At 69.2% G+C, this 23,413-nt stretch carries 23 protein-coding genes; 13 read left to right on the forward strand and 10 right to left on the reverse strand.

Annotated features, from left to right (window positions below):
• Positions 1 to 267: 267 nt before the first annotated feature.
• Positions 268 to 915 carry a dihydrofolate reductase family protein gene (locus tag ACGFW6_RS43590; protein ID WP_393522898.1) on the reverse strand — a complete coding sequence of 216 codons (648 nt, stop codon included), beginning with the start codon at positions 913 to 915 and terminating at the stop codon, positions 268 to 270.
• A 119-nt stretch (positions 916 to 1,034) separates the two neighbouring features.
• On the opposite strand from ACGFW6_RS43590, the gene ACGFW6_RS43595 reads away from it, so the two are divergent.
• Positions 1,035 to 1,682: a hypothetical protein gene (locus ACGFW6_RS43595; RefSeq protein WP_393522900.1), complete on the forward strand. Its 648-nt coding sequence runs from the start codon at positions 1,035 to 1,037 to the stop codon at positions 1,680 to 1,682.
• A 5-nt stretch (positions 1,683 to 1,687) separates the two neighbouring features.
• On the forward strand, positions 1,688 to 2,092 hold the full coding sequence (locus tag ACGFW6_RS43600; RefSeq protein WP_393522903.1) for a hypothetical protein: 405 nt from the start codon (positions 1,688 to 1,690) through the stop codon (positions 2,090 to 2,092).
• Here the strand turns inward: ACGFW6_RS43600 and ACGFW6_RS43605 are convergent.
• Positions 2,081 to 2,536: a DUF1992 domain-containing protein gene (locus tag ACGFW6_RS43605; protein ID WP_393522906.1), complete on the reverse strand. Its 456-nt coding sequence runs from the start codon at positions 2,534 to 2,536 to the stop codon at positions 2,081 to 2,083. The two genes, ACGFW6_RS43600 and ACGFW6_RS43605, sit on opposite strands and share 12 nt — an antisense overlap.
• A 97-nt stretch (positions 2,537 to 2,633) precedes the next feature.
• Between ACGFW6_RS43605 and ACGFW6_RS43610 the strand changes: the two genes are divergently transcribed.
• Positions 2,634 to 3,026: a hypothetical protein gene (locus tag ACGFW6_RS43610; protein ID WP_393522909.1), complete on the forward strand. Its 393-nt coding sequence runs from the start codon at positions 2,634 to 2,636 to the stop codon at positions 3,024 to 3,026.
• A 12-nt stretch (positions 3,027 to 3,038) separates the two neighbouring features.
• Here the strand turns inward: ACGFW6_RS43610 and ACGFW6_RS43615 are convergent, their stop codons facing one another.
• Both ACGFW6_RS43615 and ACGFW6_RS43620 read right to left on the reverse strand, forming a co-directional pair.
• Positions 3,039 to 3,710, reverse strand: coding sequence for an O-methyltransferase (locus ACGFW6_RS43615; protein ID WP_393522912.1), 672 nt, complete (start codon positions 3,708 to 3,710; stop codon positions 3,039 to 3,041).
• 94 nt (positions 3,711 to 3,804) lie between these two features.
• Complete coding sequence (locus ACGFW6_RS43620) at positions 3,805 to 4,929, reverse strand: DUF2330 domain-containing protein (RefSeq protein ID WP_393522915.1); 1,125 nt, start codon at positions 4,927 to 4,929, stop codon at positions 3,805 to 3,807.
• Between the two features lie 297 nt (positions 4,930 to 5,226).
• Between ACGFW6_RS43620 and ACGFW6_RS43625 the strand changes: the two genes are divergently transcribed.
• Positions 5,227 to 7,281 (forward strand): bifunctional glycosyltransferase 87/phosphatase PAP2 family protein, encoded by a 2,055-nt coding sequence (locus ACGFW6_RS43625; RefSeq protein ID WP_393522918.1) that lies wholly within the window; start codon positions 5,227 to 5,229, stop codon positions 7,279 to 7,281.
• Here the strand turns inward: ACGFW6_RS43625 and ACGFW6_RS43630 are convergent.
• Positions 7,235 to 8,869, reverse strand: a complete 1,635-nt coding sequence (locus ACGFW6_RS43630) for a hypothetical protein (RefSeq protein WP_393522920.1) — start codon at positions 8,867 to 8,869, stop codon at positions 7,235 to 7,237. The genes ACGFW6_RS43625 and ACGFW6_RS43630 overlap by 47 nt on opposite strands.
• 321 nt (positions 8,870 to 9,190) lie before the next feature.
• Here ACGFW6_RS43630 and ACGFW6_RS43635 point away from each other — a divergent pair, with 321 nt between their 5' ends.
• The 7 genes from ACGFW6_RS43635 to ACGFW6_RS43665 all read left to right on the forward strand — a co-directional run bounded on the left by ACGFW6_RS43635 (position 9,191) and on the right by ACGFW6_RS43665 (position 15,926).
• On the forward strand, positions 9,191 to 10,348 hold the full coding sequence (locus tag ACGFW6_RS43635) for an ATP-binding protein (protein WP_393522923.1): 1,158 nt from the start codon (positions 9,191 to 9,193) through the stop codon (positions 10,346 to 10,348).
• Positions 10,345 to 10,746 (forward strand): roadblock/LC7 domain-containing protein, encoded by a 402-nt coding sequence (locus ACGFW6_RS43640; protein WP_393522926.1) that lies wholly within the window; start codon positions 10,345 to 10,347, stop codon positions 10,744 to 10,746. Before ACGFW6_RS43635 ends, ACGFW6_RS43640 begins: the two co-directional genes overlap by 4 nt.
• A complete protein-coding gene (locus ACGFW6_RS43645) occupies positions 10,743 to 11,120 on the forward strand; it encodes a DUF742 domain-containing protein (protein ID WP_030949424.1) in 378 nt (125 codons plus the stop codon). Before ACGFW6_RS43640 ends, ACGFW6_RS43645 begins: the two co-directional genes overlap by 4 nt.
• A complete protein-coding gene (locus ACGFW6_RS43650) occupies positions 11,095 to 11,700 on the forward strand; it encodes an ATP/GTP-binding protein (protein ID WP_393522929.1) in 606 nt (201 codons plus the stop codon). The genes ACGFW6_RS43645 and ACGFW6_RS43650 overlap by 26 nt, the downstream gene beginning before the upstream one ends.
• Complete coding sequence (locus ACGFW6_RS43655; protein ID WP_393522931.1) at positions 11,697 to 13,031, forward strand: cytochrome P450; 1,335 nt, start codon at positions 11,697 to 11,699, stop codon at positions 13,029 to 13,031. Before ACGFW6_RS43650 ends, ACGFW6_RS43655 begins: the two co-directional genes overlap by 4 nt.
• A 303-nt stretch (positions 13,032 to 13,334) precedes the next feature.
• Positions 13,335 to 14,471 (forward strand): tryptophan dimethylallyltransferase family protein, encoded by a 1,137-nt coding sequence (locus ACGFW6_RS43660; protein WP_393522933.1) that lies wholly within the window; start codon positions 13,335 to 13,337, stop codon positions 14,469 to 14,471.
• Positions 14,472 to 14,528: 57 nt separating this feature from the next.
• Positions 14,529 to 15,926 (forward strand): tryptophanase, encoded by a 1,398-nt coding sequence (locus ACGFW6_RS43665; RefSeq protein ID WP_393522936.1) that lies wholly within the window; start codon positions 14,529 to 14,531, stop codon positions 15,924 to 15,926.
• A gap of 196 nt (positions 15,927 to 16,122) precedes the next feature.
• Here the strand turns inward: ACGFW6_RS43665 and ACGFW6_RS43670 are convergent, their stop codons facing one another.
• Complete coding sequence (locus ACGFW6_RS43670; RefSeq protein WP_126902369.1) at positions 16,123 to 17,292, reverse strand: steroid 3-ketoacyl-CoA thiolase; 1,170 nt, start codon at positions 17,290 to 17,292, stop codon at positions 16,123 to 16,125.
• Between the two features lie 250 nt (positions 17,293 to 17,542).
• On the opposite strand from ACGFW6_RS43670, the gene ACGFW6_RS43675 reads away from it, so the two are divergent.
• A complete protein-coding gene (locus ACGFW6_RS43675; protein ID WP_393522940.1) occupies positions 17,543 to 18,778 on the forward strand; it encodes a cytochrome P450 in 1,236 nt (411 codons plus the stop codon).
• Positions 18,779 to 19,049: 271 nt separating this feature from the next.
• Positions 19,050 to 19,700 carry a 2OG-Fe(II) oxygenase gene (locus ACGFW6_RS43680; protein ID WP_393522942.1) on the forward strand — a complete coding sequence of 217 codons (651 nt, stop codon included), beginning with the start codon at positions 19,050 to 19,052 and terminating at the stop codon, positions 19,698 to 19,700.
• On the opposite strand, the gene ACGFW6_RS43685 is transcribed toward ACGFW6_RS43680, so the two are convergent.
• Genes ACGFW6_RS43685 through ACGFW6_RS43700 form a run of 4 tightly spaced genes read right to left on the reverse strand, consistent with a single transcriptional unit; the run spans position 19,676 to position 23,021 of the window.
• Positions 19,676 to 20,488 (reverse strand): hypothetical protein, encoded by an 813-nt coding sequence (locus tag ACGFW6_RS43685; RefSeq protein WP_393522945.1) that lies wholly within the window; start codon positions 20,486 to 20,488, stop codon positions 19,676 to 19,678. The genes ACGFW6_RS43680 and ACGFW6_RS43685 overlap by 25 nt on opposite strands.
• Positions 20,475 to 20,969, reverse strand: coding sequence for a hypothetical protein (locus ACGFW6_RS43690; protein WP_393522948.1), 495 nt, complete (start codon positions 20,967 to 20,969; stop codon positions 20,475 to 20,477). The genes ACGFW6_RS43685 and ACGFW6_RS43690 overlap by 14 nt, the downstream gene beginning before the upstream one ends.
• Positions 20,970 to 22,211: a PAS domain-containing sensor histidine kinase gene (locus ACGFW6_RS43695; protein ID WP_393522950.1), complete on the reverse strand. Its 1,242-nt coding sequence runs from the start codon at positions 22,209 to 22,211 to the stop codon at positions 20,970 to 20,972.
• A 27-nt stretch (positions 22,212 to 22,238) separates the two neighbouring features.
• Positions 22,239 to 23,021: an SDR family NAD(P)-dependent oxidoreductase gene (locus ACGFW6_RS43700; RefSeq protein WP_393522952.1), complete on the reverse strand. Its 783-nt coding sequence runs from the start codon at positions 23,019 to 23,021 to the stop codon at positions 22,239 to 22,241.
• Between the last annotated feature and the right edge of the window lie 392 nt (positions 23,022 to 23,413).

Consider the following 23,413-nt stretch of genomic DNA (forward strand, 5'->3'; position numbering starts at 1 on the left):
GTATCGGGGGGTGTCCGTCCTCGGTCGGGCGGTTGCTGTCTTTCAAGTGGGTTCCCTGCGTTGACGCCCGCCGCTGCGGGCGGACACCCCCCGGCACGCCCCCTCGCCACCGTCGGCGCCTGCACCCCCCCCAGGGGCGCGGGGAACTGCGCGAACGGTGGTCAGGGCGCCGGTCACGTCTGGGGGCGGGCCGGGTGCAACGCCCTTCTTTGGGGGCGCGGGGAACTGCGCGATCGGCCACCGCCGGCCCGCGGATGACTGTCGGCCTCACTCGGTCGCGCGGGTGAACGTCAGGTGGGTCACCCCGCTCGGGGACGAGACCGACTCGATCCGGTAGTCCTGTTCGATGCCCTCCAGGCCGTCCCACAGGCGTTGGCCTCGGCCCAGGAGGAGGGGGGCCACCGCGACGTGCATGTGGTCGATGAGCCGCTCGGAGAGGAAGTCGCGCAGGAGCGTCACACCACCGCCGATGCGGATGTCCTGGTCGCCCGCCGCCTTGCGGGCCGCCGCGAGGACCTCGGTGGGGGAGGCGTCCAGGAAGTGGAACGTCGTGCCGCCCTCCATCTCGATCGACGGGCGCGTGTGACGGGTGGCGATGAACGTCGGCGTGTGGAACGGCGGGTTGGGGCCCCACCAGCCCTTCCAGTCGGCGTTCTCGTGCCAGCCGGGGTAGCCGAACTTTCCGGAACCCATGATCTCGGCGCCGATACCGGGCATGAACTGCCGCGCGAAGGCGTCGTCGACGCCGCCGTTGCCGCCGCGGTCGCCCGCCTGCTCGTGCCACCAGCGTGTGGCGAACATCCACTCGTGCAGCCGTTCGCCGGCGTGGCCGAAGGGAGCGTCGAGGCTCAGGCCCTCGCCGGTGCCGAAGCCGTCGAGGGAGATGGTGAAGTTGTGGACCCGGACCAGTGACATGGCAGTGATTCCTTTCCCGCGAGTTCAGGTGCTCTCACCATGACGTCGATCGGGGAGCCGCCGAATCGACACGCAGACGGCAGCAGTTTGAGGCGCCCTTTACGGGCAACTCGCCTCGCATGTCAACAGGTGTGATCATTCTGATCGTGATCGCGGCGGTCGTCGTGTTCGGCGTGACCGCCATGGCCCTGCGCACACGCGGCGCACAGGGCGGTAGGAGCCTGAAGCGGCGCTTCGGGCCCGAGTACGAGCGGACCGTGGCCCGGCACGACGGGGACGCCAAGGCCGCCGAACGTGAACTCGCCCATCGGGTGGAGCGGCACGGCGGGCTGCGGGAGCGGACGCTGGAGGCGACCGAGGCCGAGCGGTTCGAGGCTCGCTGGACTGCGGCCCAGGAGCGCTTCGTCGACTCGCCGAGGGAGGCGGTGGACGAGGCGGACCGGCTGCTCGCGGATCTCGCGCAGGCGCGGGGCTACCCGGAGGGCGCTCAGTACGAGGAGCAGCTCTCCGCGCTGTCCGTGCACCACGCGCACCGGGTGCACGGCTACCGCCGGGTGCACCGCGTCGCCCACGCCCGGACCGGCGGTGGTCCGGAAGCCGGGCCGGGTACGGAGGAGATGCGCGAGGCCATGGTCGAGGCCCGGGCGCTGTTCGAAGAACTGGTGGCGGTCCCCGTCGAGCGGCACCGTGAGTCCCACGAGACCCGGAAGAACACCGGCGGCCACATGCCGTGGTCGTTCACGGGACGTCAGGCGAAGGGGAGTTGAGTGACATGACCGACGCCACGACCGGCAGGGGAACCGAACACGAACCGGCCGAGAGCACGCCCGTGGTCGCGCACACCGGCGGCACACCCGCGCGCGCTGCGAAGCCGGGCGCGGTCGCCACGGAGAGCCGGCGCCCGGGCGTACCGCTCGTCCCGAACGACGAGTCCGACAAGTTCGAGCTCAAGCTCCAGCACGCCGTCTCCGGATTCGTCGACGGTCCCCGGGCCGCCGTCGAGGAGGCGGACCAGGTGGTCGAGGCCCTCGTGGGCCGGTTCACCGAGACCATCAGCGAGCGGCGTCGCACCCTGCGCCGGTCCTGGCAGGACACCGATGAGAACGCCGACACCGAGCAGCTCCGGCTCGCCCTGCGTGACTACCGCGAGCTGGCGGAACGGCTGCTACACATCTGACGCACGCGAACCGTCCGGCCCATCCGGCACACCTGACCCGGCCGTCGCCCGGCGCTCCCGCCACTGCCGTACGACCTCTTCCACGTCGTACGGTCTGCGGCCCAGGGGAGGGCCGGGCGGCGGCTTCAGCAGCATGTCGCGGATCTTGGCGTTGACGTTCGTGATGATCTTCCGGACCGCCCGCTCCGACGGCGCCGCGTACGCCGCCGTCAGCGCGTCCTCCGCCTCCTTGCGCAGGGCCAGAGCGGGGGGCAGGACCGACAGGCCCTCGCGGGCCATCTTGCGCTTGACCCACCACAGTTCGTCGTACGGGGCTTCCAGGTCGGTCGGCAGCGGTTCGCCCTTGCCGGGCAGCTGATCGAAGTCGCCACGCGCCTGCGCGTCGTGGATCTGCTTGTCGACCCAGGACTCGAACGGGACACCGGGGGGCTTTCGCTCGGTCATGAGTTCATTGTGCCGGACGCGGCAGTGCCGGGCGATTTATCATGCGGCGTCGGCGGCCAAAACGGCCTCCGCAAAGGACGTTTCAGGAGGGGCGCTCGTGCTCGAACTCACCATGGCCGCCGTGTCCGCGGCGGACGAGGGTGCCACGGCCGGCATGCTCATGGCCGACGCGCCCAGCGAGCCGGGCGCCGTGCTCCGGGTGGGCCGTGACAAGCAGGTGTGCCGGCTCTCGACGCCGGACGACTGGCTGTTCGTGTCGCGGGTCCATCTGGAGTTCCTGTGCGGACCGGACGGTGGGTGGCAGGTGAGCTGGCTGCGCGGCTCGCAGCCAGACCCGTCCTCCGAGGTGCGGCTGACCGTGGGGGAGTACGCCCAGCCGATCGCGTACGGCGGGACCGTGCCGCTGCCGAGGGGCGGCAGCGGCGAGATCGTCATCCACGACCGCACCGCCCCCCGCAGCGTCAACGTCGGCTTCTACCACGAGGCCTGAGCCCCGGCGGGGCTACGCCAGCACCCGCGCCAGCGCGAAGCCGTCGTAGCCCTTGCCGCCCACCGTCTGGATCGCCGTGCCGCTCAACCTCGGGTGACTGCCGATCAGTTCGATGGCGGCGCGGGTGCCCCGCACGTCCGGCGCGTCGCTGTCCGTCTCGACGACCCGGCCGCCGCGCACCACGTTGTCGACGACGATCAGGCTGCCCGTGCTGGTCAGCCGCAGCGCCCAGTCGATGTAGTGGGGGTTGTTGGCCTTGTCGGCGTCGATGAAGACCAGGTCGAAGGGGGCCGGGTTCTCGTCCGCCAGCTTCGGCAGCGACTCCAGGGCCGGGCCGACCCGGACCTCGACGACCTTGTCCAGGCCGGCCCGCGCGATGTTGCGGGAGGCGACCTCGGCGTACTTGGCGCTGTACTCCAGGGAGATCAGGCGGCCGTCGGCGGGCAGGGCGCGGGCCATCCAGATGGTGCTGTAGCCGCCGAGGGTGCCGATCTCCAGGATGTTGCGGGCGCCCTGGATCTCGGCGAGGAGCTGCAGCAGCTTGCCCTGCGTCGCGGTGACGCTGATGGCCGGCAGACCGGCCCCCTCACTGTCGCGCAGGGCCGCCCGGAGGGTGTCGTCGTCGGGTGAGAGGTGGGCGGAGAAGTACTCGTCGACGTCGTCCCAGAGCTGCGACTCGCTCATCGCCTTGCCTTTCGTATGGCTGGTCGGAAGGGCTCACAAGCACTGCCAACTATCCGTCCCCCGCCACCGGCCCCGGAATTCCAGGATGCTGGATTCAGCCGCTCGGCGCAGGCGGCGGGCCCGCGTCGGGAAGGCGGGGCCGGGTGCGCCGTAGGGCGAGCACCGCCCCTGTCGCCACGGCCGCGGTGAGCCCGAGGGCCACCGTCAGCAGCCACAGCGGGATGCCCGCCACCGTGCGCAGCCGGTCCTCGTAGATCACCTGCTGGAAGGGGGCGTCGGCCGTCGCCCGGCGCAGCACGTGGTCGCCGGAGATGCGCTCGGGGACCGGGAACTCCTGGCCGATCGCCGTCAGGAACGGCGTGCCCGCCGCCAGTTCCGCCAGCGGGCCGGTGCGTGCCGTCACCCGGCCGGCGTAGGTGACACGGGGGCGTTCACCGCCGATCCGGGACGCCGGCTCCATCCGGTGCCCGGCGAGCACGTACAGGCCCAGCGACTGCGGGGTGGCGGCCAGCCGCGACAGCCGCATCGGGTAGACCGGCTCGTCGGTGCGGAAGGTCAGGTGCAGGGGGTCCAGGGCGCCGTTGAGGGCCGCGCCGGTGCTCGCGGTCAGCTTCACGGCCACGTACTCCCAGCGCCGGTCGACGTACGGCCGCAGCGCCCCCGCCAGGCGCGGCGGCAGGGCGAAGCCGTTGTCGTCCAGCCAGCCGTCCAGCGCGGCCGGGTCGGTGGCCGTCAGCCGGGCCACCTCGAACGGGCCGAGCCGCTGCCGGCCGACCACGCCCACCGGAGGTCCGGCGCCGGCGGAGGGGGGTGGCGGGGCGCCCGCGGCGCCGTCGCCGGCCACCAGGGGCCAGTCACCGTCCTGTGGCCAGAAGTGGTACCGGGTGCGGTGCACGGGGGCGGTGACGTCGTGCACCTCGTCGAAGAGCGCGGGGTCGCCGAGGCGGACCGTGGCCCGCTGCGGCACCGGCATGATCCACGCGACCCGCTCGGCGTCCCCGCCCACGGTCAGGCGCATCACGATCTGTTCGCGCGCCCCGTCCCAGCGGACCACGGACTCCTCCCGGCCGACGGCGACCCGCCGTTCGTCGCCGGGCACCATGGCCCCGCAGCCGCACGCCCACGCGGGCGCCACGAGCTGGCCGAGCTGGAGGGCGAGCAGCGCCAGGACGAGCGTGAGGGCCCGGCCGCGCGCCCCTCGCCGCAGTAGGTCCGCCATCGCGTCCAGCCCCTTCGTCCCCGCCGGCCCCGCCACCCCGCCGACGCCAGGGCATCAGACGCTACGGCGGATGATCCGGTTCCGTGTCCGGGGCCGACGGATGTGAGCCACGCCGCGTCCACCGGAGGCGTCCGATTCCCACTCCGACTATCGTCATCCGGACAAAAGGAGAGCGGACGTCAGGTGAACCGGGGGTTGCCTGCGTCTCTCCCGGGGGTGGTGCGAGCCCCACGGGGTGCGTAAGGAACTTGTCGCATGGGACGCGTGGGACGAATCGGGGCGGGAGGCCGACGAGGCGTGGCGAATGCGGATCATGGTGGGCGACCGACGGAGGCCCTGGGAGCGACGGCCGTCGGCGCGGTCCAGGCACGCGTACGTGTGGCCCGGCTCGGCCTGTGGCTGGTCGTGGCGATCCTCGCCCTGCGGGAGGTCGCCGTCGTCCTCGGTACGCCGCGCGGGGAGCGGCTGACGGATCTGGAGACCTGGGTCGGGCCGGACGGCGTCCTGCATGTGAAGGGTTCGCTGTACGACTCGACGGAGTTCACCGGTACCCCGTTCGGCGGACTCGTCCTGAAACCGCTCACCCGCGCCGCCGAGCAGGCCCTCGGCTGGGGCTGGACCTTCGGCACCCTGCTGCTGGTGGTCGTCCTCGGCCTGGTCGCCGCCCGCGCCCTGCCGCAGCCCGTCAGCCGGCGCACCTCGCTGCTCGCCGCGCCCGTCGCGATCAGCCTGCTGATGCTGTCGCTGCCGGTCCGCAACACCCTCTACCTCGGCCAGACCAGCATCATGCCGGTCCTGCTCGTCCTGCTCGGCTGCTTCGCCGTGCGCGGCGAGCGGACCAGCGGCGTGCTCATCGGCGTCGCCGCCGCCCTCCAGCCCACCCTGCTGCTGTTCACCCCGCTGCTGTGGTTCACCGGCCGCCGCCGGGCCGCGCTCTCCACGGGCGCCACGTTCGCGGCGTGCACGGCGCTCGCCTGGGTGGCGATGCCGAGCGACTCGTACACCTACTGGGTGCACCACATGGCCGGCGTCGGCCTCGGCGGGCGCGCCGACGACCTCGGCAACCAGTCCCTGCACGGCGCCCTGCTGAGGCTCGGGCTGACCGGGCCCCTGGAGATCGCCCTCTTCCTGCTGCTCGGCGCCGGCGTCGCCGTCCTCGCGCTGCGCCGGGCCGTGCGCTACGCGCACGACGGGCAGCTCCTGCTCGCCGTCGCCGTCACCGGCTGCGCGGCGATCGTGGTGTCGCCGACGGCCTGGCAGCACCAGCTGCTGTGGGTGCTGCTGGCGGTCGTCGGCCAGGTCGGCAGGCGCGCCTCCGACCGGTACGTCTGGCCGGTCGCGATCGTGCTGGTGATGACCCTGCCGGCGCGGATGATGGTGCCGGACAAGGTGATCCTGCATCCGCTGCGCGCCGACCTGGTCCTGCTCGCCGCCCTCGCCACGGCGGCGGTCGTGCCGTTCCTGTCGCGTACCTCGCCGTACTGGCAGACACCGATCCCGACCCGGTACGCGGACAAGGTCCCCTCCCGCTTCCGGCACATCCCGTTGGTGCCGTTCCTGCGCCGGGTGATCAGCCGCCCCAACCTGCTCTTCGAGCTGCTGCTCATCCGGGTCACCTACGACGTCTACGCCCGGATCCGGCTCGCCGCGGCCGGCGGCTCCAACTCGGCCGGCCGGGTCACCGCCGAGGAGCACGGCGAGGAGATCCACTCCATCGAACGGGCCCTGAACATCGACATCGAGCACTGGGCCAACCACGCGGTCGTGAAGGTCGACTGGCTGCGCGGCTTCTTCGACTTCTACTACGAGTCGTTCCACTTCGGTGTCCCGCTCGCGATCCTCGCCGTCCTGTACTGGCGCCGCCCCGTCGACTACCGCTGGGCCCGTACCGCGATCGGCTTCGCCACCGTCTTCGCCCTGGTCGGCTTCTGGCTCTACCCGCTCGCGCCGCCCCGCCTGATGCCGGGCCTCGGCTTCATCGACACGGTCCACGGCCCGCAGGACTTCACCCGGCCCGACTACGGCACCCTGACCGAGCTCACCAACCAGTACGCGGCGATGCCGTCGCTGCACTTCGGCTGGTCCCTGTGGTGCGGTCTGGTCATCCTGATCCTCGCCCCGAGGTGGTGGATGAAGGCCCTCGGACTGCTGCATCCGCTGTTCACGGTCTCCGCGATCGTCGTCACCGGCAACCACTGGGTGCTGGACGCGGTCGGCGGCGCGGCCGTGGTGGGCGCCGGCTTCGCGGCGACGTACCTCTTCCAGGGCCCGCGCGCCAGGACGGTGACGGCGCGGTCCGGGCAGGTCAGCAGCGACTCCCGGGCTCCGGTGAGGGACCGTACTCCGAGCTGATCCGGTACTCGCCGGGTGCGGACACGGTGAGCCGGGTGAACTCGCCCCGCGGTGCCAGGCACCCGCCGCCGTCGGCGCGCAGCCACTGCGAGTAGGCGATGCGTACGGTGGCGCTGCCCGGCCGGGACATGCGGACGACGACGTCGACGCTGGACGTCGACACCACGGTCGCCGGCTCGCTCACCAGCGGTCGCGCGTCACGTACCCGGAACACCTTCCAGTGGGCGTCCTGCCACACCGGCTCCAGCCAGGCGGGCCGGTCCTCGCGCACCAGCCGTGCCTCGTCCTCGGCGTACCCGTCGGGCTTGCCCAGCGGCAGCACCACGAACCCGACGGCCCAGCGGTCCAGCCAGGCCCGGTAGGTGGCCGCCGAGAAGGACCCGTCGTAGAACAGCCTGGCCCGTTCCATGTCGAGCTGGCGGTTCCAGCCGCGGGCCATGTTCACGTGCGGGGCGAGGCCGCTGGCCTCGCGGTGGTTGCGGGCCGGGACGACCTCGACGCGGGTGCGGTCGGCGCCGAGGTGGTCCAGGGCGCGGACCACGCCGCTGGTCTCGGCGGCCCAGGCCGGCACGGTGGTGGAGACGTACAGGTCGTCGGCGGTCTTCTTGCCCACCCAGGCGACGGACAGGACCAGGGCGGTGATCAGCAGGTTCCGGCGTGCCTTCGCGAGCTGCGGCTGGGCGAGCAGGACGGCGAGCAGCGCGGCGGGCGCGAACAGCTCGGCGAAGCGCTCGACGTTGGTGCCTATGGGGGAGGCGATGAGGTACGTCAGGACGGTGCCCGCCGCGTAGACGGCTCCGCTGACGCGGGCGACGCGCCAGGAGCGCGGGGCGAGGAAGGTGACCGCCAGGCCGAAGATGAACGGCGGCCATATTCGCCCGGCGAACATCAGCTGCTCGCCCTTGAAGGGGAACAGCAGCGTGGTGACGCCGACGGTGAGGGCGGGCGGCAGGAGCAGGGCGAGGGCGCGCGGCCAGTCGCGGGTGACGAGGAAGGCGGCGCCGACGACGACGAGGAACAGGCCGGCCACCGGGCTGGCCATGGTCGCCAGGGCGGCGTAGGCGGCGGCGAGGACGATCCGCCGGTCGCGGGTGAGCATCAGGCAGGCGGCGAGCCCGAAGGCGACGCCGAGCGCGAAGGTGGTGCGGCCGGAGGCCACGTTGCACCACAGGGCGAACGCCGCGAGCAGGGCCGGACCGAGGGGTCTTCGCAGGCCCGAGCGTTCGATGAGCACGGCCGCGAGCCAGGTGGCGGCGAGCCCGGAGACGACGGTGAGGGCCCGCACGCCGAGGGCGGCCATCAGATACGGGGATATCAGGCTGTAGTTGGCGGTATGGGTGCCGCCGTACCAGAAAAGGTTGTAAGCGGAATCACCGTGCCGGGCCGCGAAGCCGGCCCAGGCGTACTGCGCCGCGAGGTCGCCGCCGCCGGTGGCGAGGAACGCCCACCAGATCGCGTACAGGGGGAGCGCGGGCAGCGTGGCCGACAGCGGCACCCTGTGGCGGTGCCACAGGGTGCGCGGGAGTGACTGCTCGGCGTCGGACGCCGGGGGCGCGGGTCTGGTACGCGTGAGTTCGGCAGGGACCATGTGAGCGAAGACGCCGTTTCGGGCCGGCACGTTCACTGTTGTCGGCCGCTGTTGGCCACCCGCGACAGGCGAGTACACGGAATCTTCATCTCAGGGCACTCGAATCTCCGCCAACTGACGGCATTGACCAGGTATTTGACGGAGCGTCAGTCAACTCCGGTGATATGCTCCGAGCACTTGCCAGGCGGGCCACAAGCTCCGGGGCGAAACGTCTCGGCGGCAAGGGTGAGCCCCTGTCGGCGAACCCGTGTGTACCGCCGCCGTCCGGGATGACCGGGCGGGTTTTCAGCAACGGGGCTTCTGTCGCTCGAAGAGAGTCATATGACGCAATACGTGATGGATCCGGCGATCTGGGGGCTCGTTGTCGGTGCCCCTGCTGCGGCCACGATCATTGTTCGCCAGCAGAAGGCGATACGAAAGTTACGCAAGCGGAACGACGAGCTCAAGTCCTCTTACGTCGATCTTGAGGGCGGATACGACGCGATCGTCCGGCAGACCGAGGAACGAGCCGGCGAAGAGACCAAAACCGTGCTGAAGTCCGCGATGCGGACACTTCAGGGCCTTGCGGCCGAACAGCAGCTCGTCATCTCCAAGTTGCAGTCCAAATACGGAGATTCACCGATTCTCCGGGATCTGCTGGAGATCGACCACATGAACTCGCAGTTCGGGCGGCGGGCGCAGTCCATCGCCGTGCTGTGCCAGGGCTGGCTCGGCCGGCAGCGTGACCCCGCCTCGGTCTACGACGTGATCCGCAGCGCGCAGGGCAGGATCCGCCACTACCAGCGGGTCGAGATCCTCTCGCAGGTGGACTTCGCCGTCACCAGCCGTGCGGTCGAGCCGATCGCCCTCGCGGTCGCGGAGCTGCTCGACAACGCCACCAGCTACTCGGCGCCCGAGACCGTGGTCGAGATCAACGTCCGGTCCGTGCCCAAGGGCATCTGCGTCGTGGTCGACGACGCGGGTGTCGGCATGAACGAGGAGGAGAAGGCCAGGGCGGCGGAGCTGCTGTCCGGGGAACGCGCGGCGAGCGTCTCCGACCTGGGCAACCCTCCGCAGTTCGGTTTCGCGGTGATCGGCGCGCTCTGCGAGCGCTACGGCTTCACCGTGTCCGTCGACTCCACCTCCCCCTACGGAGGTGTCCGCGCGGTCGTACTCGTTCCGGAGGAGCTGTTGACCAGCATGCCGGAGCCCAAGGTGCCGAACGCCGCTCTCCACGCCGACGGCCAGGCGGACGAAACCGGCGCCGAGGTGCCGGGGACGACCGCGGACGGGCTGCCCAAGCGCCGGCGCAAGCAGCGGCCGATGGCCGTCGTCCCGAGCACTCCGGGCACCTCGCGCTCACCGGGTCGCTCCACCGAGGAGACGGCGTCGATCATGAGCGCCTTCCAACGGGGGACCCAGACCGGCCGCGCCGCGCCCCTGGACGCGATGCGCGGGAGCCACGCTGACGGACGCAAGGGACCGGAGACCACCTCGTGAAGAACGACCTGTCATGGATGCTGGACAGTGCCCTGGAGATCCCCGGGGCGCTGCACGCGGTCCTGGTCTCGGCCGACGGTCTGCTGATGGCCCGTACCAAGGACCTCGGGCGGGACTCGGCGGACACGGTGGCCGCCGCGATGAGCGGTGTGCAGTCCCTCAGCCGGTCCCTGGGCTTCTTCTGCGACGGCGAGAACATGCAGTGGCGCCAGACGCTGGTCGAGTTCGACGGCGGCTGGGTCTTCCTGATCTCCGCAGGCGAGGGCGCCTACCTCGCGGTCTCGGCGGCCCCCGACATCGACATGGCGGACATCACCTTCCGAATGCAGCAACTGGTCGGCCAGTTGGGCAAGGAACTGGCCACATCACCCCGTGAGGACATCGGCCACCGCTCATGACTGACAACACCCCCGAAGAGTCAGAAGCCGCAGAGTTAGTACGGCCCTACGTCATCACCCGCGGCCGCGAGCTGCCCGCCGAGGACAAGTTCTCGCTGATCACCCTGGTGACGACCGTCAGTGACGAGCGGCAGCGTCCCACGCGGCTCTCCCCCGAGGAGCAGCACGTCCTGGACATGTGCTCCGGCGGCTACCTCTCGGTCGCCGAGCTCGCCGGGCACACCCAGCTCCCCCTGGGTGTGCTCAAGATCCTCCTCAGCTCGCTGGCAGAGGGGGGATACCTGATCACCCGAGCGCCCGTGCCCCGGGCACGTCTCGTCGACCAACAACTTCTCCAGGAGGTGCTGGATGGACTCCAAGCGCGTTTTGGATGAGGACGCCTACGTCCGGGGCGGCGAAGCACAGACGGCGGTGAAGATCCTGGTCGTCGGGCACTTCGCCGTCGGCAAGACCACGTTCATCGGCACCATCTCCGAGATCCCCCCGCTCTCCACCGAGGAGAACATGACGCGGGTCGCGGAGGCGGTCGACGACCTCAAGGGCGTGCGGAGCAAGACCACCACCACGGTCGCCATGGACTTCGGGCGCCTGACGATCAGCGACCACGTGGTGCTCTACCTGTTCGGCACGCCCGGCCAGCAGCGGTTCATCCAGATCTGGGAGGACATGGCGCGCGGCGCCCTGGGCGCCCTGGTCCTGGTGGACCCCGAACGGCTGGCGGACTCCTTCGCCGTGATCGACCTGATCGAGCAGTACGGCCTGTCCTACGCCATCGCCGTCAACCGTTTCGACCACACGCCCGAACGCACCGAAGCGGCCCTGCGGGAAGCGCTCGACCTGCTGCCGGACACCCCCGTCGTCGTAATGGACGCACGTGACGAGAACTCATCGGCGCAGGCGCTGATCACTCTCGTTCGCTACCTACAGGAACGCGCCGCTCTGGAGCACGCATGACCAGCGAAGACTTCCCCGCACCGCCGCCCGGCTGCCCGGCGCACGGCAGCGGGCAACGGATACCCATGTACACGGCGGAGTTCGCCGCCGACCCCCAGGCCTACTTCGACTACATGCGCCACCACGGCCCGACGGCCCCCGTCGAGCTGGCGCCGGGCGTGGAGGCGACCCTCGTCACGGACTACGCGGCGGCGCTCGACCTGCTGCAGAACCCGGGGGACTTCCGCAAGGACCCCCGCCGCTGGCGCGACCTCAACGAGGGCCGGATCAGCCCCGACAGCCCGGTCCTTCCGCTGCTCGGCCCGCGGCCCACCTGCATGTTCACCGACGGCGCCGAGCACCTGCGGCTGCGTCAGGCCGTCACCGAGAGCTTCGCCCGGGTCGACAGCCACCGGCTGAGCGTGAACGTCGACCGGATCGCCCACTACCTCCTCGCCCAGTTCAGCACCCGCGGCTCCGCCGACCTGCTGAACGACTACGCCAAGCAGCTCCCGCTGTTCGTCTTCAACGAACTGTTCGGCTGCCCGGCGGAGATCGGCGACCGGGTCATGTTCGGCGTCTCCGGCATCTTCGACGGCATCAACGCCGAGCGGGCCAACGAGGTCCTGATCCAGGCCGTGGGCGAACTGGTCGCGCTGAAGCGGGCGCGGCCCGGCGACGACGTCACCTCGTGGCTGATGCAGCACCCGGCCAAGCTGGACGACGCGGAGATGATCCACCAGCTGGTGCTGCTGATCGGCGCCGGCGCGGAACCGCTGCGCAACCTCATCGCCAACACTGTGCACCTGCTGCTGACCAACGACCGGTACGCACAGAACGGGCTGCTGGAAGAGGCGCTCGACGACACGCTGTGGCACAACCCGCCGATCTCCAACTACGCGCCCCACTACCCGGCCAGGGACATGGAGTTCGCCGGCAGCAAGCTCAGCGCAGGCGATCTGGTGCTGGTCGGCTTCCAGGCCGCCAACGCCGCCTCGGCGCGCGCCTCGGCAGGGCAGTCCAGCAACCGGGCCCACCTCGCCTGGAGCGCCGGGCCGCACGCCTGCCCCTCCAAGGAGCCGGCCCGTCTCATCACGCTGGCGGCGATCGAGCACCTCTTCAACGAGCTGCCCGACGTCGAACTCGCCGTCCCGGAGGAGAGCCTGACCTGGCGGCCCGGCCCGTTCAACCGCGCCCTGGCGCAGTTGCCGGCCCGCTTCACCCCGACCACCCCGCGCCGTGCGGTGCAGCCCCAGCCGTCCCAGACGGCACAGGAAACCGCTGCCGACACGGACGCGACCAAGGAACGCGGAGGGCTGTGGAGTTCCTTCCTGAAGTGGGTCAGGGCGTAATCCCTGCTTCCGGATCGTGACACAGGTAACAGGCAACTGCCCCTGGCAACTGCATGAACGTTAAAGCGCCGGGGTATGACTGCGCAGGGTATCTGAGTCGTCACATGATGAAGGAGGGGCTGTGGAGTTCAGCGCCGCTGCCACTCGTGCCCAGCGCCCCGTCACCGTCACCCGGTCGTTCCCCACGTTCGTTCAGGACAAGGACTTCCTCATAGGCCTCATAGGCGTCCAAGCAGAATGGCCCGCCGGCCGGATACCCGCCTTCACCGGCGGGTATCTTTTTGCCCCAGTCCGGGAGGTCCGGTGAGTACGGCGAGCACCGCGCCGGTCACCGACGCACCGGTCACCTACGAGTACACCCCCACTCTCGCCGATCACGTCGTCGGCCAACTGCTGCGCCTGGGCTCGGTGGTGGGCTCCCCGGCCGCCGAGTCGGCGCTGTACGCGCACGTGGTCCTGGAGTCCCTCGGGGACGCGTCCGGCCGCTCGCTGTCCCAGCCGCCGGCGACACCCAGTTTCATCTCCGACGATCACACGCCGGTCGAGTTCTCCCTGGCCTTCCGCCCGGGCGCGGCCCCCGGCCTGCGTGTGCTGGTCGAACCCGGCTGCACCGCGGGCGACTTGGCCGAGAACGGCCGCCAAGGACTCACCGCCATCCGGGAGATGGCCCGCCGCTGGGACTTCTCCACCGCCCAGCTCGACCGTCTCGAGGACCTGTTCCTGCCCTCGAACCCGCAAGGACACCTGGCGCTCTGGTACGCGCTGGAGTTACGTCCCGGCGGCGTACCCGGCGTCAAGGTCTACCTCAACCCCTCCGCCGCCGGACCCGAACGGGCCACGGCCACCGTGCGGGAGGCGCTTCACCGACTCGGTCACCGGCAGGCGTTCGAGAACCTGCCCGACACGACCGGGTATCCCTTCATCGCCCTGGACCTCGGCACCTGGGAGACACCCCGGGTCAAGGTCTACACCGCGCATCCGCGCCTCGCGGCTTCCGAGGCGTACGCGCTGAACCGCTCGCAGCCCGGCCCGGCACGCGAGGACGTGGAAGCCTTCTTCCACCTCGCCGCGGAAGGGCGCCCGCCCACCGCGGCAGGCGCCGGGCCCGCGTCACGACTGGACCGGCGGCCCGCGCTGACCTGCCACTCCTTCACCGACACCGCGTCCGGCCGGCCGAGCGGGTTCACCCTGCACGTCCCGGTCCGCGACTACGTCAGGGACGACGAGGAAGCGCTGGCCCGCGCCACCGCCGTGCTGACCCACTTCGGCATGGACCCCTCGATACTGCGGCGCGCTCTGGCCGCCCTCAGTACGCGGCAGCTCTCCGACGGCACCGGCCTGATCGCCTACCTGGCCCTCGCCCACGAGCGCGACCGCCGACCCCGCATCACCGCCTACGTCTCCTCGGAGGCCTACGCGGTGCGTCCCCCCGCGCAGTGATCCGCGCGTCACAGGAAAGCCCGCGCAGCGTCACAAGGTCGCCCGCGCAGTATCGGAATGCCCGAGCAGCATCAGAAAGAAGGAGCCGTGGAGCCCTACCGGATCAAGGTCGTCGAGCCCATCCCCCTCACCACCCCACAGCAGCGTGAGGAAGCCCTGCGACGGGTCTCCTACAACCTGTTCGACCTGCGCGCCGACGAGGTCACCATCGACCTGCTGAGCGACTCGGGCACCGGCGCGATCTCCGCCGCCCAGCTCTCCGCCGGTATGAACGGCGACGAGTCCTACGCCGGCTCCCGGTCGTTCTACCGCTGGCACGAGACGGTCAGCGAACTCACCGGCTACCCCCACCTCCTGCCCGCCCACCAGGGCCGCGCGGCCGAACGCATCCTGTTCACCTCGCTCCTGACCCCGGGCAGCACCGTGGTGTCCAACACCCACTTCGACACCACCCGCGCCAATGTGGAACTCGTCGGCTGCCAGGCCCGCGACATTCCCTGCCCCGAGGCCAAGGACCTCGACAGCCCCCACCCCTTCAAGGGCAACATCGACCTGCAGGCGCTGGAGCAGATCCTCCAGAACCAGCAGGAGTCCCCGGTGGCCGCCGTGGTGATGACGATCACCAACAACGGCGGCGGTGGACAGCCGGTCTCCATGGAGAACCTGCGCCGGACCGCCGACCTCTGCCGGCGCCACAGCGTCCCCATGATCCTCGACGCCGCCCGGTTCGCCGAGAACGCCTGGCTGGTGACCCGTCACGAGCCCGGCTACCAGGACCGCACCCCGCGCCAGGTCGCCGAGGAGGCCTTCCGCCTCGCGGACGGCTGCATCATGAGCGCCAAGAAGGACGGCATCGTCCACATCGGCGGCTTCATCGGCCTGAAGGACCCCGAGCTCGCCCAGAAGTGCGAGCGCCTCCTCATCGCGACCGAGGGCTTCGCCACCTACGGCGGCCTCGCCGGACGCGACCTGGACATGATGGCCCAGGGCCTGCAGGAGGTCACCGAGCCCTCCTACCTGGCCGAGCGCGCCGACATCGCCGGCCACCTCGCCCAGCGCATCCGGGACGCGGGCGTCGACATCGTCGAGCCGGCCGGCCTGCACGCCCTGTACCTCAACGCCGGGCGGCTGCTGCCCCACATCCCGCCCCACCAGTACCCCGGCCACTCGCTGGCCTGCCAGCTCTACCTGCGCGGCGGCATCCGCTCGGCCGAGCTGGGCTCCCTCTACCTCGGCGAGGAGGACGAGCACGGCAACCCGGTCAAGTCGGCGCCCTACGAACTCGTACGTCTCGCCCTGCCCCGCCGGGTCTACACCCGCAGCCACTACGACCACGTCGCCCAGACCCTGGCCGACATAGCCAAGGACCCCAGCTCGGTGCACGGTTACCGCATCACCGAGCAGTCACCGATCCTCCGTCACTTCAGCATCAAGCTGGAGCCCGCCAAGGGCTGACGGTGAGCCGGTGAACCCCGACCGTGTGGTTCCGCACTCGAACCACACGGTCCTGCCGTCCCGACGCCCGCCGGCGTCCACGCCCCACTGGTCGGCCACCGCGTCCAGCAGGACCGGACCCCGGTCACGCACCAGCTCACGGTGGGCCCGATCCTCACCTTCGAGCCCACCGCGTTCACCGCGTTCCTGGACCGGACTACAGCCGCTGGATGATCGTGCCGGTGGCCAGTCCGCCGCCCGCGCACATCGTGATCAGCGCGAACTCCTTGTCCGCCCGCTCCAGTTCATGGAGCGCGGTCGTGATGAGCCGGGCCCCGGTGGCTCCCACCGGGTGCCCGAGGGCGATCGCGCCGCCGTTGACGTTGACCTTCTCCAGGTCCTGCTCGAAGACCTGCGCCCAGCTCAACACGACCGACGCGAACGCCTCGTTGATCTCGACCAGGTCGATGTCCTTCAGGGACATCCCGGCCTTGCCCAGCACGGCCTTGGTCGCGTCGATCGGTCCGTCGAGGTGGAAGTGCGGGTCGGAGCCCACGAGGGCCTGCGCCACGATCCGGGCCCTCGGCCGCAGCTTCAGCGCGCGGGCCATCCGTTTCGACGCCCACATGATCGCCGAGGCGCCGTCGCTGATCTGTGAGGAGTTGCCGGCCGTGTGAACAGCCGTCGGCATGACGGACTTGAGGCCCGCCAGCGCCTCCATGGACGTGTCGCGCAGCCCCTCGTCCTTGTCGACGAGGCGCCACATGCCCTGCCCGGCCCGCTGCTCCTCCTCGGTCGTCGGGACCTGGACGGCGAAGGTCTCCCGCTTGAACCGCTCCTCGGCCCAGGCGGCGGCGGCCCGTTCCTGCGAGACGAGCCCGAGGGAGTCGACGTTCTCCCGGGTCAGCCCCCGGTGCCGGGCGATGCGCTCGGCCGCCTCGAACTGGTTGGGCAGGTCGACGTTCCACTCGTCGGGGAACGGCTTGCCCGGCCCGTGCTTGGAGCCCGAACCCAGCGGAACCCGGGACATCGCCTCGACGCCGCAGCTGATGCCGACGTCGATGACGCCCGCCGCGATCATGTTGGCGGTCATGTGCGACGCCTGCTGCGAGGACCCGCACTGGCAGTCGACCGTCGTCGCCGCCGTCTCGTAGGGCAGGCCCATGGTCAGCCAGGCCGTGCGCGCGGGGTTCATGGACTGTTCGCCGGCATGGGTCACCGTGCCGCCGACGATCTGCTCGACGCAGTCGGCGGGGATGCCCGTACGGCCCAGGAGTTCGCGGTAGGTCTCGCCCAGGAGATAGGCGGGGTGGAGGTTGGCGAGCGCGCCGCCGCGCTTGCCGATGGGGGTGCGCACTGCTTCGACGATCACGGGTTCGGCAGCCATGGGTGCGGGGTCCTCTCGGCTCTCCTCGGCTTTCCGCCAAGAACTAGTACGTGTTCTAGTTCCCCTTGCAGTCTGCTGACGTGATGTCGGTCACCGCAAGGGTCGTGCACGCTCCGGAGTCTTGATCTGCGGAGATCTGCACGAATTCCGCACCGGATTGGGGGTGCCGCGCCTCTTGCCACTTGTAGAACCCGTTACTACCTTCGCGGCAACCCTGTTCTGATGGTCCGTCAGATGGCTGGAGCTGCCGATGTCCTGTCCAGCGCTTCCCGACGGGTTCGACTTCACCGACCCCGATGTGCTGCACCACCGCGTACCCCTCCCGGAGTTCGCCGAGCTGCGCCGGGCCGAACCGGTCCGCTGGATCCCGCAGCCGGCCAACGTGGCCGGATTCCAGGACGAGGGCTACTGGGCGGTGACCCGGCACGCGGACGTCAAGTACGTCTCGACGCACCCGGAGTTGTTCTCGTCGACCCTCAACACCGCGATCATCCGCTTCAACGAACACATCGAGCGCGACGCCATCGACGCGCAACGCCTGATCCTGTTGAACATGGACCCGCCGGAGCACACCCGGGTCCGCCAGATCGTCCAGCGCGTGTTCACCCCACGTGCCATCCGCGCCCTGGAGGAACGCCTGCGGAACCGGGCGCTCGCCATCGCCGCGAACGCCCGCGAGCACGCCGGCCCGTTCGACTTCGTGACCGAGGTCGCCTGCGAACTGCCCCTGCAGGCCATCGCCGAGCTCATCGGCATCCCGCAGGACGACCGGGCCAAGATCTTCGACTGGTCCAACAAGATGATCGCGTACGACGACCCCGAGTACGCCATCACCGAGGAGGTCGGCGCCGAGTCGGCCACCGAACTCATCGCCTACGCGATGAACATGGCCGCCGACCGCAAGGCGTGCCCGGCGAAGGACATCGTCACCACGCTGGTGGCGGCCGAGGACGAAGGCAACCTGGGTTCCGACGAGTTCGGCTTCTTCGTGCTGATGCTGGCCGTGGCGGGCAACGAGACGACCCGCAACGCCATCACCCACGGCATGCACGCCTTCCTCACCCACCCCGAGCAGTGGGAGCTCTACAAGAGGGAGCGCCCGGAGACGGCCGCGGAGGAGATCGTCCGCTGGGCGACGCCCGTGGTCTCCTTCCAGCGCACGGCGACCCAGGACACGGAGTTGGGCGGGAAGCGCATAAAGAAGGGCGACCGGGTAGGAATCTTCTATGCCTCGGCGAACCACGACCCCGAGGTCTTCGACAACCCGGACGCCTTCGACATCACCCGCGACCCCAACCCCCACCTCGGCTTCGGCGGCGGAGGCCCGCACTACTGCCTGGGCAAGTCCCTGGCGGTGCTGGAGATCGACCTGATCTTCAACGCGGTGGCCGACGCCATGCCGGATCTACGCCTGGTCGGCGACCCTCGCCGCCTTCGCTCCGCCTGGATCAACGGAGTGAAGGAACTCCAGGTCAGCAGCGGCTGACCCGCCCCGAGGGAGGCAGGAGCACCCCTTATCCCTACGCCCCGTTCCTGCCTCCCCCGCGACGCGCCGTGCAGGCCGCGCCGTGAGTTCCGGCCGGGCCGCTCCGGCATCGGGCCGGGCGGCATCGTTCGCGTGAATTCGGCCCCGCCCGCCCGCCGTTTCGGAAAAGCGTGACAACCAGGCCGAGAACGGGAACTTCAGTAACGTTGCACGGCTACCCTGGAACCCGCGCCGTAGGGGACGATACGGCGATCATGAAGGGTGGGGGGAGATGTTCGGGTGGACCACCTTCGATGTGACCTCGCAGCTACCCGTCCATTGGGACACCGAAATTGCTGAGGTTGTTCGCAAGAATCAGACAGACAGGCTTCTTACGCCTCCGCATTCCACTTCCCGGGAACAGAACGGAACTTCTGCACTGCGGACAAGCACGGTCCGAGGCGCCGTGGTCGGGGAGGAGCTTCCCTGGATTGTCGACCTCTACGGCGGCTTGTTCCGGGAGCTGGGAGAGCGTTTTGCTCGGCGTGCAGTGACGGCGGCGAGCGATCGCCGCTACGCCGTCGTCCTCAACGTTCAGGATCCGGGTGGTGACAGGAGTGAATGTCACGTCGACACCAACCCGATAGCGGGCTTGCTCTACGCGACCAGTCACTGGCCCGAAGCCGGCGGCGAGCTGGCCATCGCGCACAATGTCCGGTCGCGGAGCGTGGCCGAGGTCGACCAGGACTGCTCGGTGATCTATCCGCAGAAAGGGCATCTCGTCTTCTTCGACGGCAGGTCGCATCCGCACTATGTGCGTGCTGTGACGGGTGGTGCCACTCGAATCGTCGTAGCCATGAACTACTACACCCAGGAATGCCCGGAATCCACGCGCCCGGCGGATCTCGACGATTACCTCTACGGCAGTCCCGTCGAGGGCTGACCGGTTTCGCCGGGGTGGTTCAGCCGATCGGAGAGTTCTCGTATGGAGGGAACATGCTCGGCGTCCGGCGCCGCTGAACACTGGATCAGGAGGTCGAGATAGGAGCGGATCCGGACCTTCACCTCGGGCGAGACCATGGTGGGACGGCGATGCAGGATGGAGGTCAGTTCGCGCAGGTCGAAGACGATCTCGGAGAACGCATGGCGGGCCAGGAGCCGTTGCACGAGCCGCAGGGTCATGGCCCGGTTCCGTGACTGGGTCGCGCCGTCCTCATCGAGAGTCTCGATCTCGTCACTCACGGCGAGGAACAGGGCGATGCGCAGGTCCTGCAAGGCCAACTGCCGACGGGTGTTCTCCAGATCCTGCTGCTGTTCGCTGTTCTGAGCACTGAGTTCACCGATCAGCCTGTTCACATCTCGGATGCTCTGCTCGACCTCGTCCCGCTTACGATCCACCACGGTGACGACGTAGAGGGAATAGCCGGAGATCAGGGTGGCCACGACGCTGAAGATGGCCATGGAAAGGTCGGACCCGCCGGCCTCCGCTTCTGTGAATCTGACGGTCACGCCGTACAGGGCGGGCGCGGCGAGTGTGACTCCGAAGACCGCGCACATCGTCAGGGCAATCCGACGCGCGAGGCGTTCGCGCGTGGATCTCCACAGCACCGCCGCGACGACCAGCGACGTCAGCCAGAGGAACGTGTACCAGGCTTCGCTCTCCCCGAGCCAGGTGAAGTCATAGTCCGGTTCGGCCGCCCGCGCAGTGGCCGATGCGTCAAGGATCGGCACGCAGCATCTCCTCGAGAACGGCGATGAGTTGCTGAGGACTGGTCTCGTACTTGTCGAACGCAGGCCGACCTTGCCATGGGTGAGCCTCATCCATCGCGACGAACGAGTCGGCCACCGCCGACAGGTAGATGAACGGAATCCGCCGGTGGCCGTTCTGGGCGCTGAGGTACATGCCCAGTACTTGGCCTGCGTTGAGATCCTGTACGCCCAGTCGGTAGCCGGCGTGACTTCCGCGGAAGATGGCGGCGTAGGTGTCCAGAGCCTCGGGCACTGGCTCGGGAAGGCTCATGTGCAGGTCGAGAACCGCCGCGTCTATCTGATCGCGCGACTCGAACAGGACACAGGCCTGACGCAGTGAGTTGCAGTGCCGCAGGTGCGCCCCCGCCCGCCTGATGGCGGCGAAGAAGTATCGGTTGATGTCGTATCTGTCGTCGATGAAGGCGATGGTCTTGCCCGCCAGTGGAGTTTGCGGTGTCGACATCTACGCGTCTCCATGGGAGTCGCATGGCCACATGATGCTGACCAGAACCTGGTCGGCCTCGTTGGCGATGGAGATCCTTCCGCCGACCTCCTTGGTCCACTGATGCGCGATCGACAACCCGAGGTGCATGCCCTCCGACGGGTTCTGCGCGTCCTTGTAGAACGGCTCGAAGCCGTGGTCGAGCTGGGACTGCGGAATCTGGCCGGGGTTTCGCACGGCGATCTCCGTGAAACTCTTGCCGCGTGTCAGGGAGACGGTGATGCGCTTGTCCTCGGCCGTGCCCGAACCGTCGTAGTGCTTCACACTGTTGCTCAGGACATTGCGCATGGTGTTCGTGAAGGCTTCACGGGTGCCGAGCAGCCGAGTGCGTGCCAGTTGACTTGCATCCCCGGGCAGCAGTGCTATGTCCGTGTCGAGCTGTGTGGCGGAGTAGGCGAACTCGGAGACGACCTCACGCACGGTTTCGAGGAGATCGAAGCCGCCACGACGGGCGAAGTCCTGTGTCCTGCCCGTCCGTAGGTCTGGTTGGAAGCTGGCCTGGAACGACAGGAAGTTGTCCGACAGCAGGCGCAGGCTACCCACGGACCGCTCGATGTCCCGGAACTCGTCCGTTTCCGACAGCGCCGGATTGTCCGACGCCAGCTGCCACAACGCCTGCCGCAGGGGCACGAGTTCGCTGCGGATCTCATGGGCAAAGGTGCGCCCCCACAGAGCCAGCTGGCGGGAGTTCAGCTCGGTGATGTGGTCCAGAAAGGCTTCGAGGGTACGCAGCGGAGCATGGTCGGGTCCCTCGCGCTTGGCCCGGTAGTAGGCATCGGTGTGCTGCAGGAACCTGCTGGGAGTGAGGTCCACGGCGAGCTCGGCCTGGAACAACTCCCCCATGAACTCGACCCGGAAGGCGTTGGTCAGGAGTGCGACGGGGTTGCCCTCCCTGTCCCGGTCGATCGCGATGCAGTTCACGGCCGGAACGATGAGGGGGACGCCGGCGATGATGCGATCCGCGTCTTCCCGGGCTTGGTCCTTCTGGGGTTCGTCGACGAAAAGGTCGAGAAAGCTGGTGCCGATGGCCTCTTCTTTGCTGTAGCCGTAGATGCGGCCGGCTGCGGCATTCCAGAGGACGATCTCATAGTCGCCGTCTCGGCCGCGGGACATCCAGAAGCTCACCGGGACCTGGTCCAGAAGGGCATGGATCAGCTCTGCACCCTCGTCCGAAAGACCCTGAGCACTGACGTTTTCCGCCACCCCACCCCCATGTGCCCCGATCGGTCTCTACGGCTGCCGCGTCAGCTCATACTCGAATTTCGACACGGTGTCGGCACTTGTGTACCCGCCGTCCACCGTCAGCACGGTGCCGTTCACAAAGCTGGCCTGTTCGGAAAGGAGGAAGGCGACCGCAGCGGCCACCTCGTCCGGTTTACCCGAACGCCCCAAGGGGGTGACTTCACTTGATTTGTCGTTCACTTTGTCATTGAGGGCGCCATCGATCCACCCAGCGGCCACGGCGTTGGCTCTGATCTCTCGGGGCATCGTGTTGGCCCAGGACTGAGTCAGATTGTGAATGGCGGCCTTCGATGCGGCATAGGCGGAAGCGCCGTACGAACCGACGAATGCCTCGGTGCTCGTGACCGTCACGATCGCGCCTTGATCCGCGAGCCGCAGACCCAGTTCCCGCACAAGATAGTTGGGAGCCGTCAGGTTGACGGCCATGCTCCGGTCCCACTCATCGTGATTGAACTTGTCGGGATCCTCGCGAGTGAAGTAGTACTCGGTGTTGACGAGCGCGTGGATATTCCACTTCTCGCTGCACGCCTCTTCGTCGAGGTCGGAAACGAAGTCGTTCAGAGCGTTGCGGTCACTCAGATCGAGGGGGATCAGTTTGCAGTCCCACTCCCGCTCTCGCACGTCCTCGAGCAGCTGTTCGGCGCTTTCGCTGTCCTGCTTCCCGTAAGTGCCGATCACCCGATAGCCGTCCCTGAGCAGGCGACGGGTGACTGCCTCGCCGATTCCCGGGGTCGCCGCGCCGGTGACCACTACCGTGAGTCGACTCATCATCACATCTCCGCTGGGAGGCTGGACTTCGGGCTGATCTCCGGACGGACGAGCTCGACGATGCGCCCCCGTCTGGCCGCTCTCACCTCAGGTTAGCGTGATTTCTCTGACTCTCGACACTGCAAGTACGCAAGAGTGGCCGTCGAATGGAGCAGTTGACGATTCTGAGGGTCGTGGTGTCGAGGAGAGAAACGGACTGCACTCTTCCAAGCCGGCACGTCCTTCTGACGAATTAGGGATCTCCGGAGCTAACGGTGATCACCTCGGGGGACCCGGGTGGTCATTTCAGGCTTTCCCCAGGTTGATACCTCGGCATCGCTCCGAGAGGCTCCCATGACAGCCCTTGGGGCGGGGTGGAGAACACGGCGAAGGCGGCGACCCCGGGGATCGGGGGT

The sequence above is a fragment of the Streptomyces sp. Y7 genome, from assembly GCF_043195415.1.
In the GTDB taxonomy this organism is placed as follows: Bacteria; Actinomycetota; Actinomycetes; order Streptomycetales; family Streptomycetaceae; genus Streptomyces.

Coding starts and splice junctions, on each gene's coding strand:
- ACGFW6_RS43690 (WP_393522948.1), bottom strand. CDS start 20,969: ATGTCGACACCGCAAACTCCACTGGCGGGCAAGACCATCGCCTTCATC.
- ACGFW6_RS43600 (WP_393522903.1), top strand. CDS start 1,688: ATGACCGACGCCACGACCGGCAGGGGAACCGAACACGAACCGGCCGAG.
- ACGFW6_RS43670 (WP_126902369.1), bottom strand. CDS start 17,292: ATGGCTGCCGAACCCGTGATCGTCGAAGCAGTGCGCACCCCCATCGGC.
- ACGFW6_RS43650 (WP_393522929.1), top strand. CDS start 11,095: ATGGACTCCAAGCGCGTTTTGGATGAGGACGCCTACGTCCGGGGCGGC.
- ACGFW6_RS43620 (WP_393522915.1), bottom strand. CDS start 4,929: ATGGCGGACCTACTGCGGCGAGGGGCGCGCGGCCGGGCCCTCACGCTC.
- ACGFW6_RS43675 (WP_393522940.1), top strand. CDS start 17,543: ATGTCCTGTCCAGCGCTTCCCGACGGGTTCGACTTCACCGACCCCGAT.
- ACGFW6_RS43645 (WP_030949424.1), top strand. CDS start 10,743: ATGACTGACAACACCCCCGAAGAGTCAGAAGCCGCAGAGTTAGTACGG.
- ACGFW6_RS43595 (WP_393522900.1), top strand. CDS start 1,035: ATGTCAACAGGTGTGATCATTCTGATCGTGATCGCGGCGGTCGTCGTG.
- ACGFW6_RS43665 (WP_393522936.1), top strand. CDS start 14,529: ATGCCCGAGCAGCATCAGAAAGAAGGAGCCGTGGAGCCCTACCGGATC.
- ACGFW6_RS43630 (WP_393522920.1), bottom strand. CDS start 8,869: ATGGTCCCTGCCGAACTCACGCGTACCAGACCCGCGCCCCCGGCGTCC.
- ACGFW6_RS43680 (WP_393522942.1), top strand. CDS start 19,050: ATGTTCGGGTGGACCACCTTCGATGTGACCTCGCAGCTACCCGTCCAT.
- ACGFW6_RS43590 (WP_393522898.1), bottom strand. CDS start 915: ATGTCACTGGTCCGGGTCCACAACTTCACCATCTCCCTCGACGGCTTC.
- ACGFW6_RS43615 (WP_393522912.1), bottom strand. CDS start 3,710: ATGAGCGAGTCGCAGCTCTGGGACGACGTCGACGAGTACTTCTCCGCC.
- ACGFW6_RS43635 (WP_393522923.1), top strand. CDS start 9,191: ATGACGCAATACGTGATGGATCCGGCGATCTGGGGGCTCGTTGTCGGT.
- ACGFW6_RS43700 (WP_393522952.1), bottom strand. CDS start 23,021: ATGATGAGTCGACTCACGGTAGTGGTCACCGGCGCGGCGACCCCGGGA.
- ACGFW6_RS43605 (WP_393522906.1), bottom strand. CDS start 2,536: ATGACCGAGCGAAAGCCCCCCGGTGTCCCGTTCGAGTCCTGGGTCGAC.
- ACGFW6_RS43655 (WP_393522931.1), top strand. CDS start 11,697: ATGACCAGCGAAGACTTCCCCGCACCGCCGCCCGGCTGCCCGGCGCAC.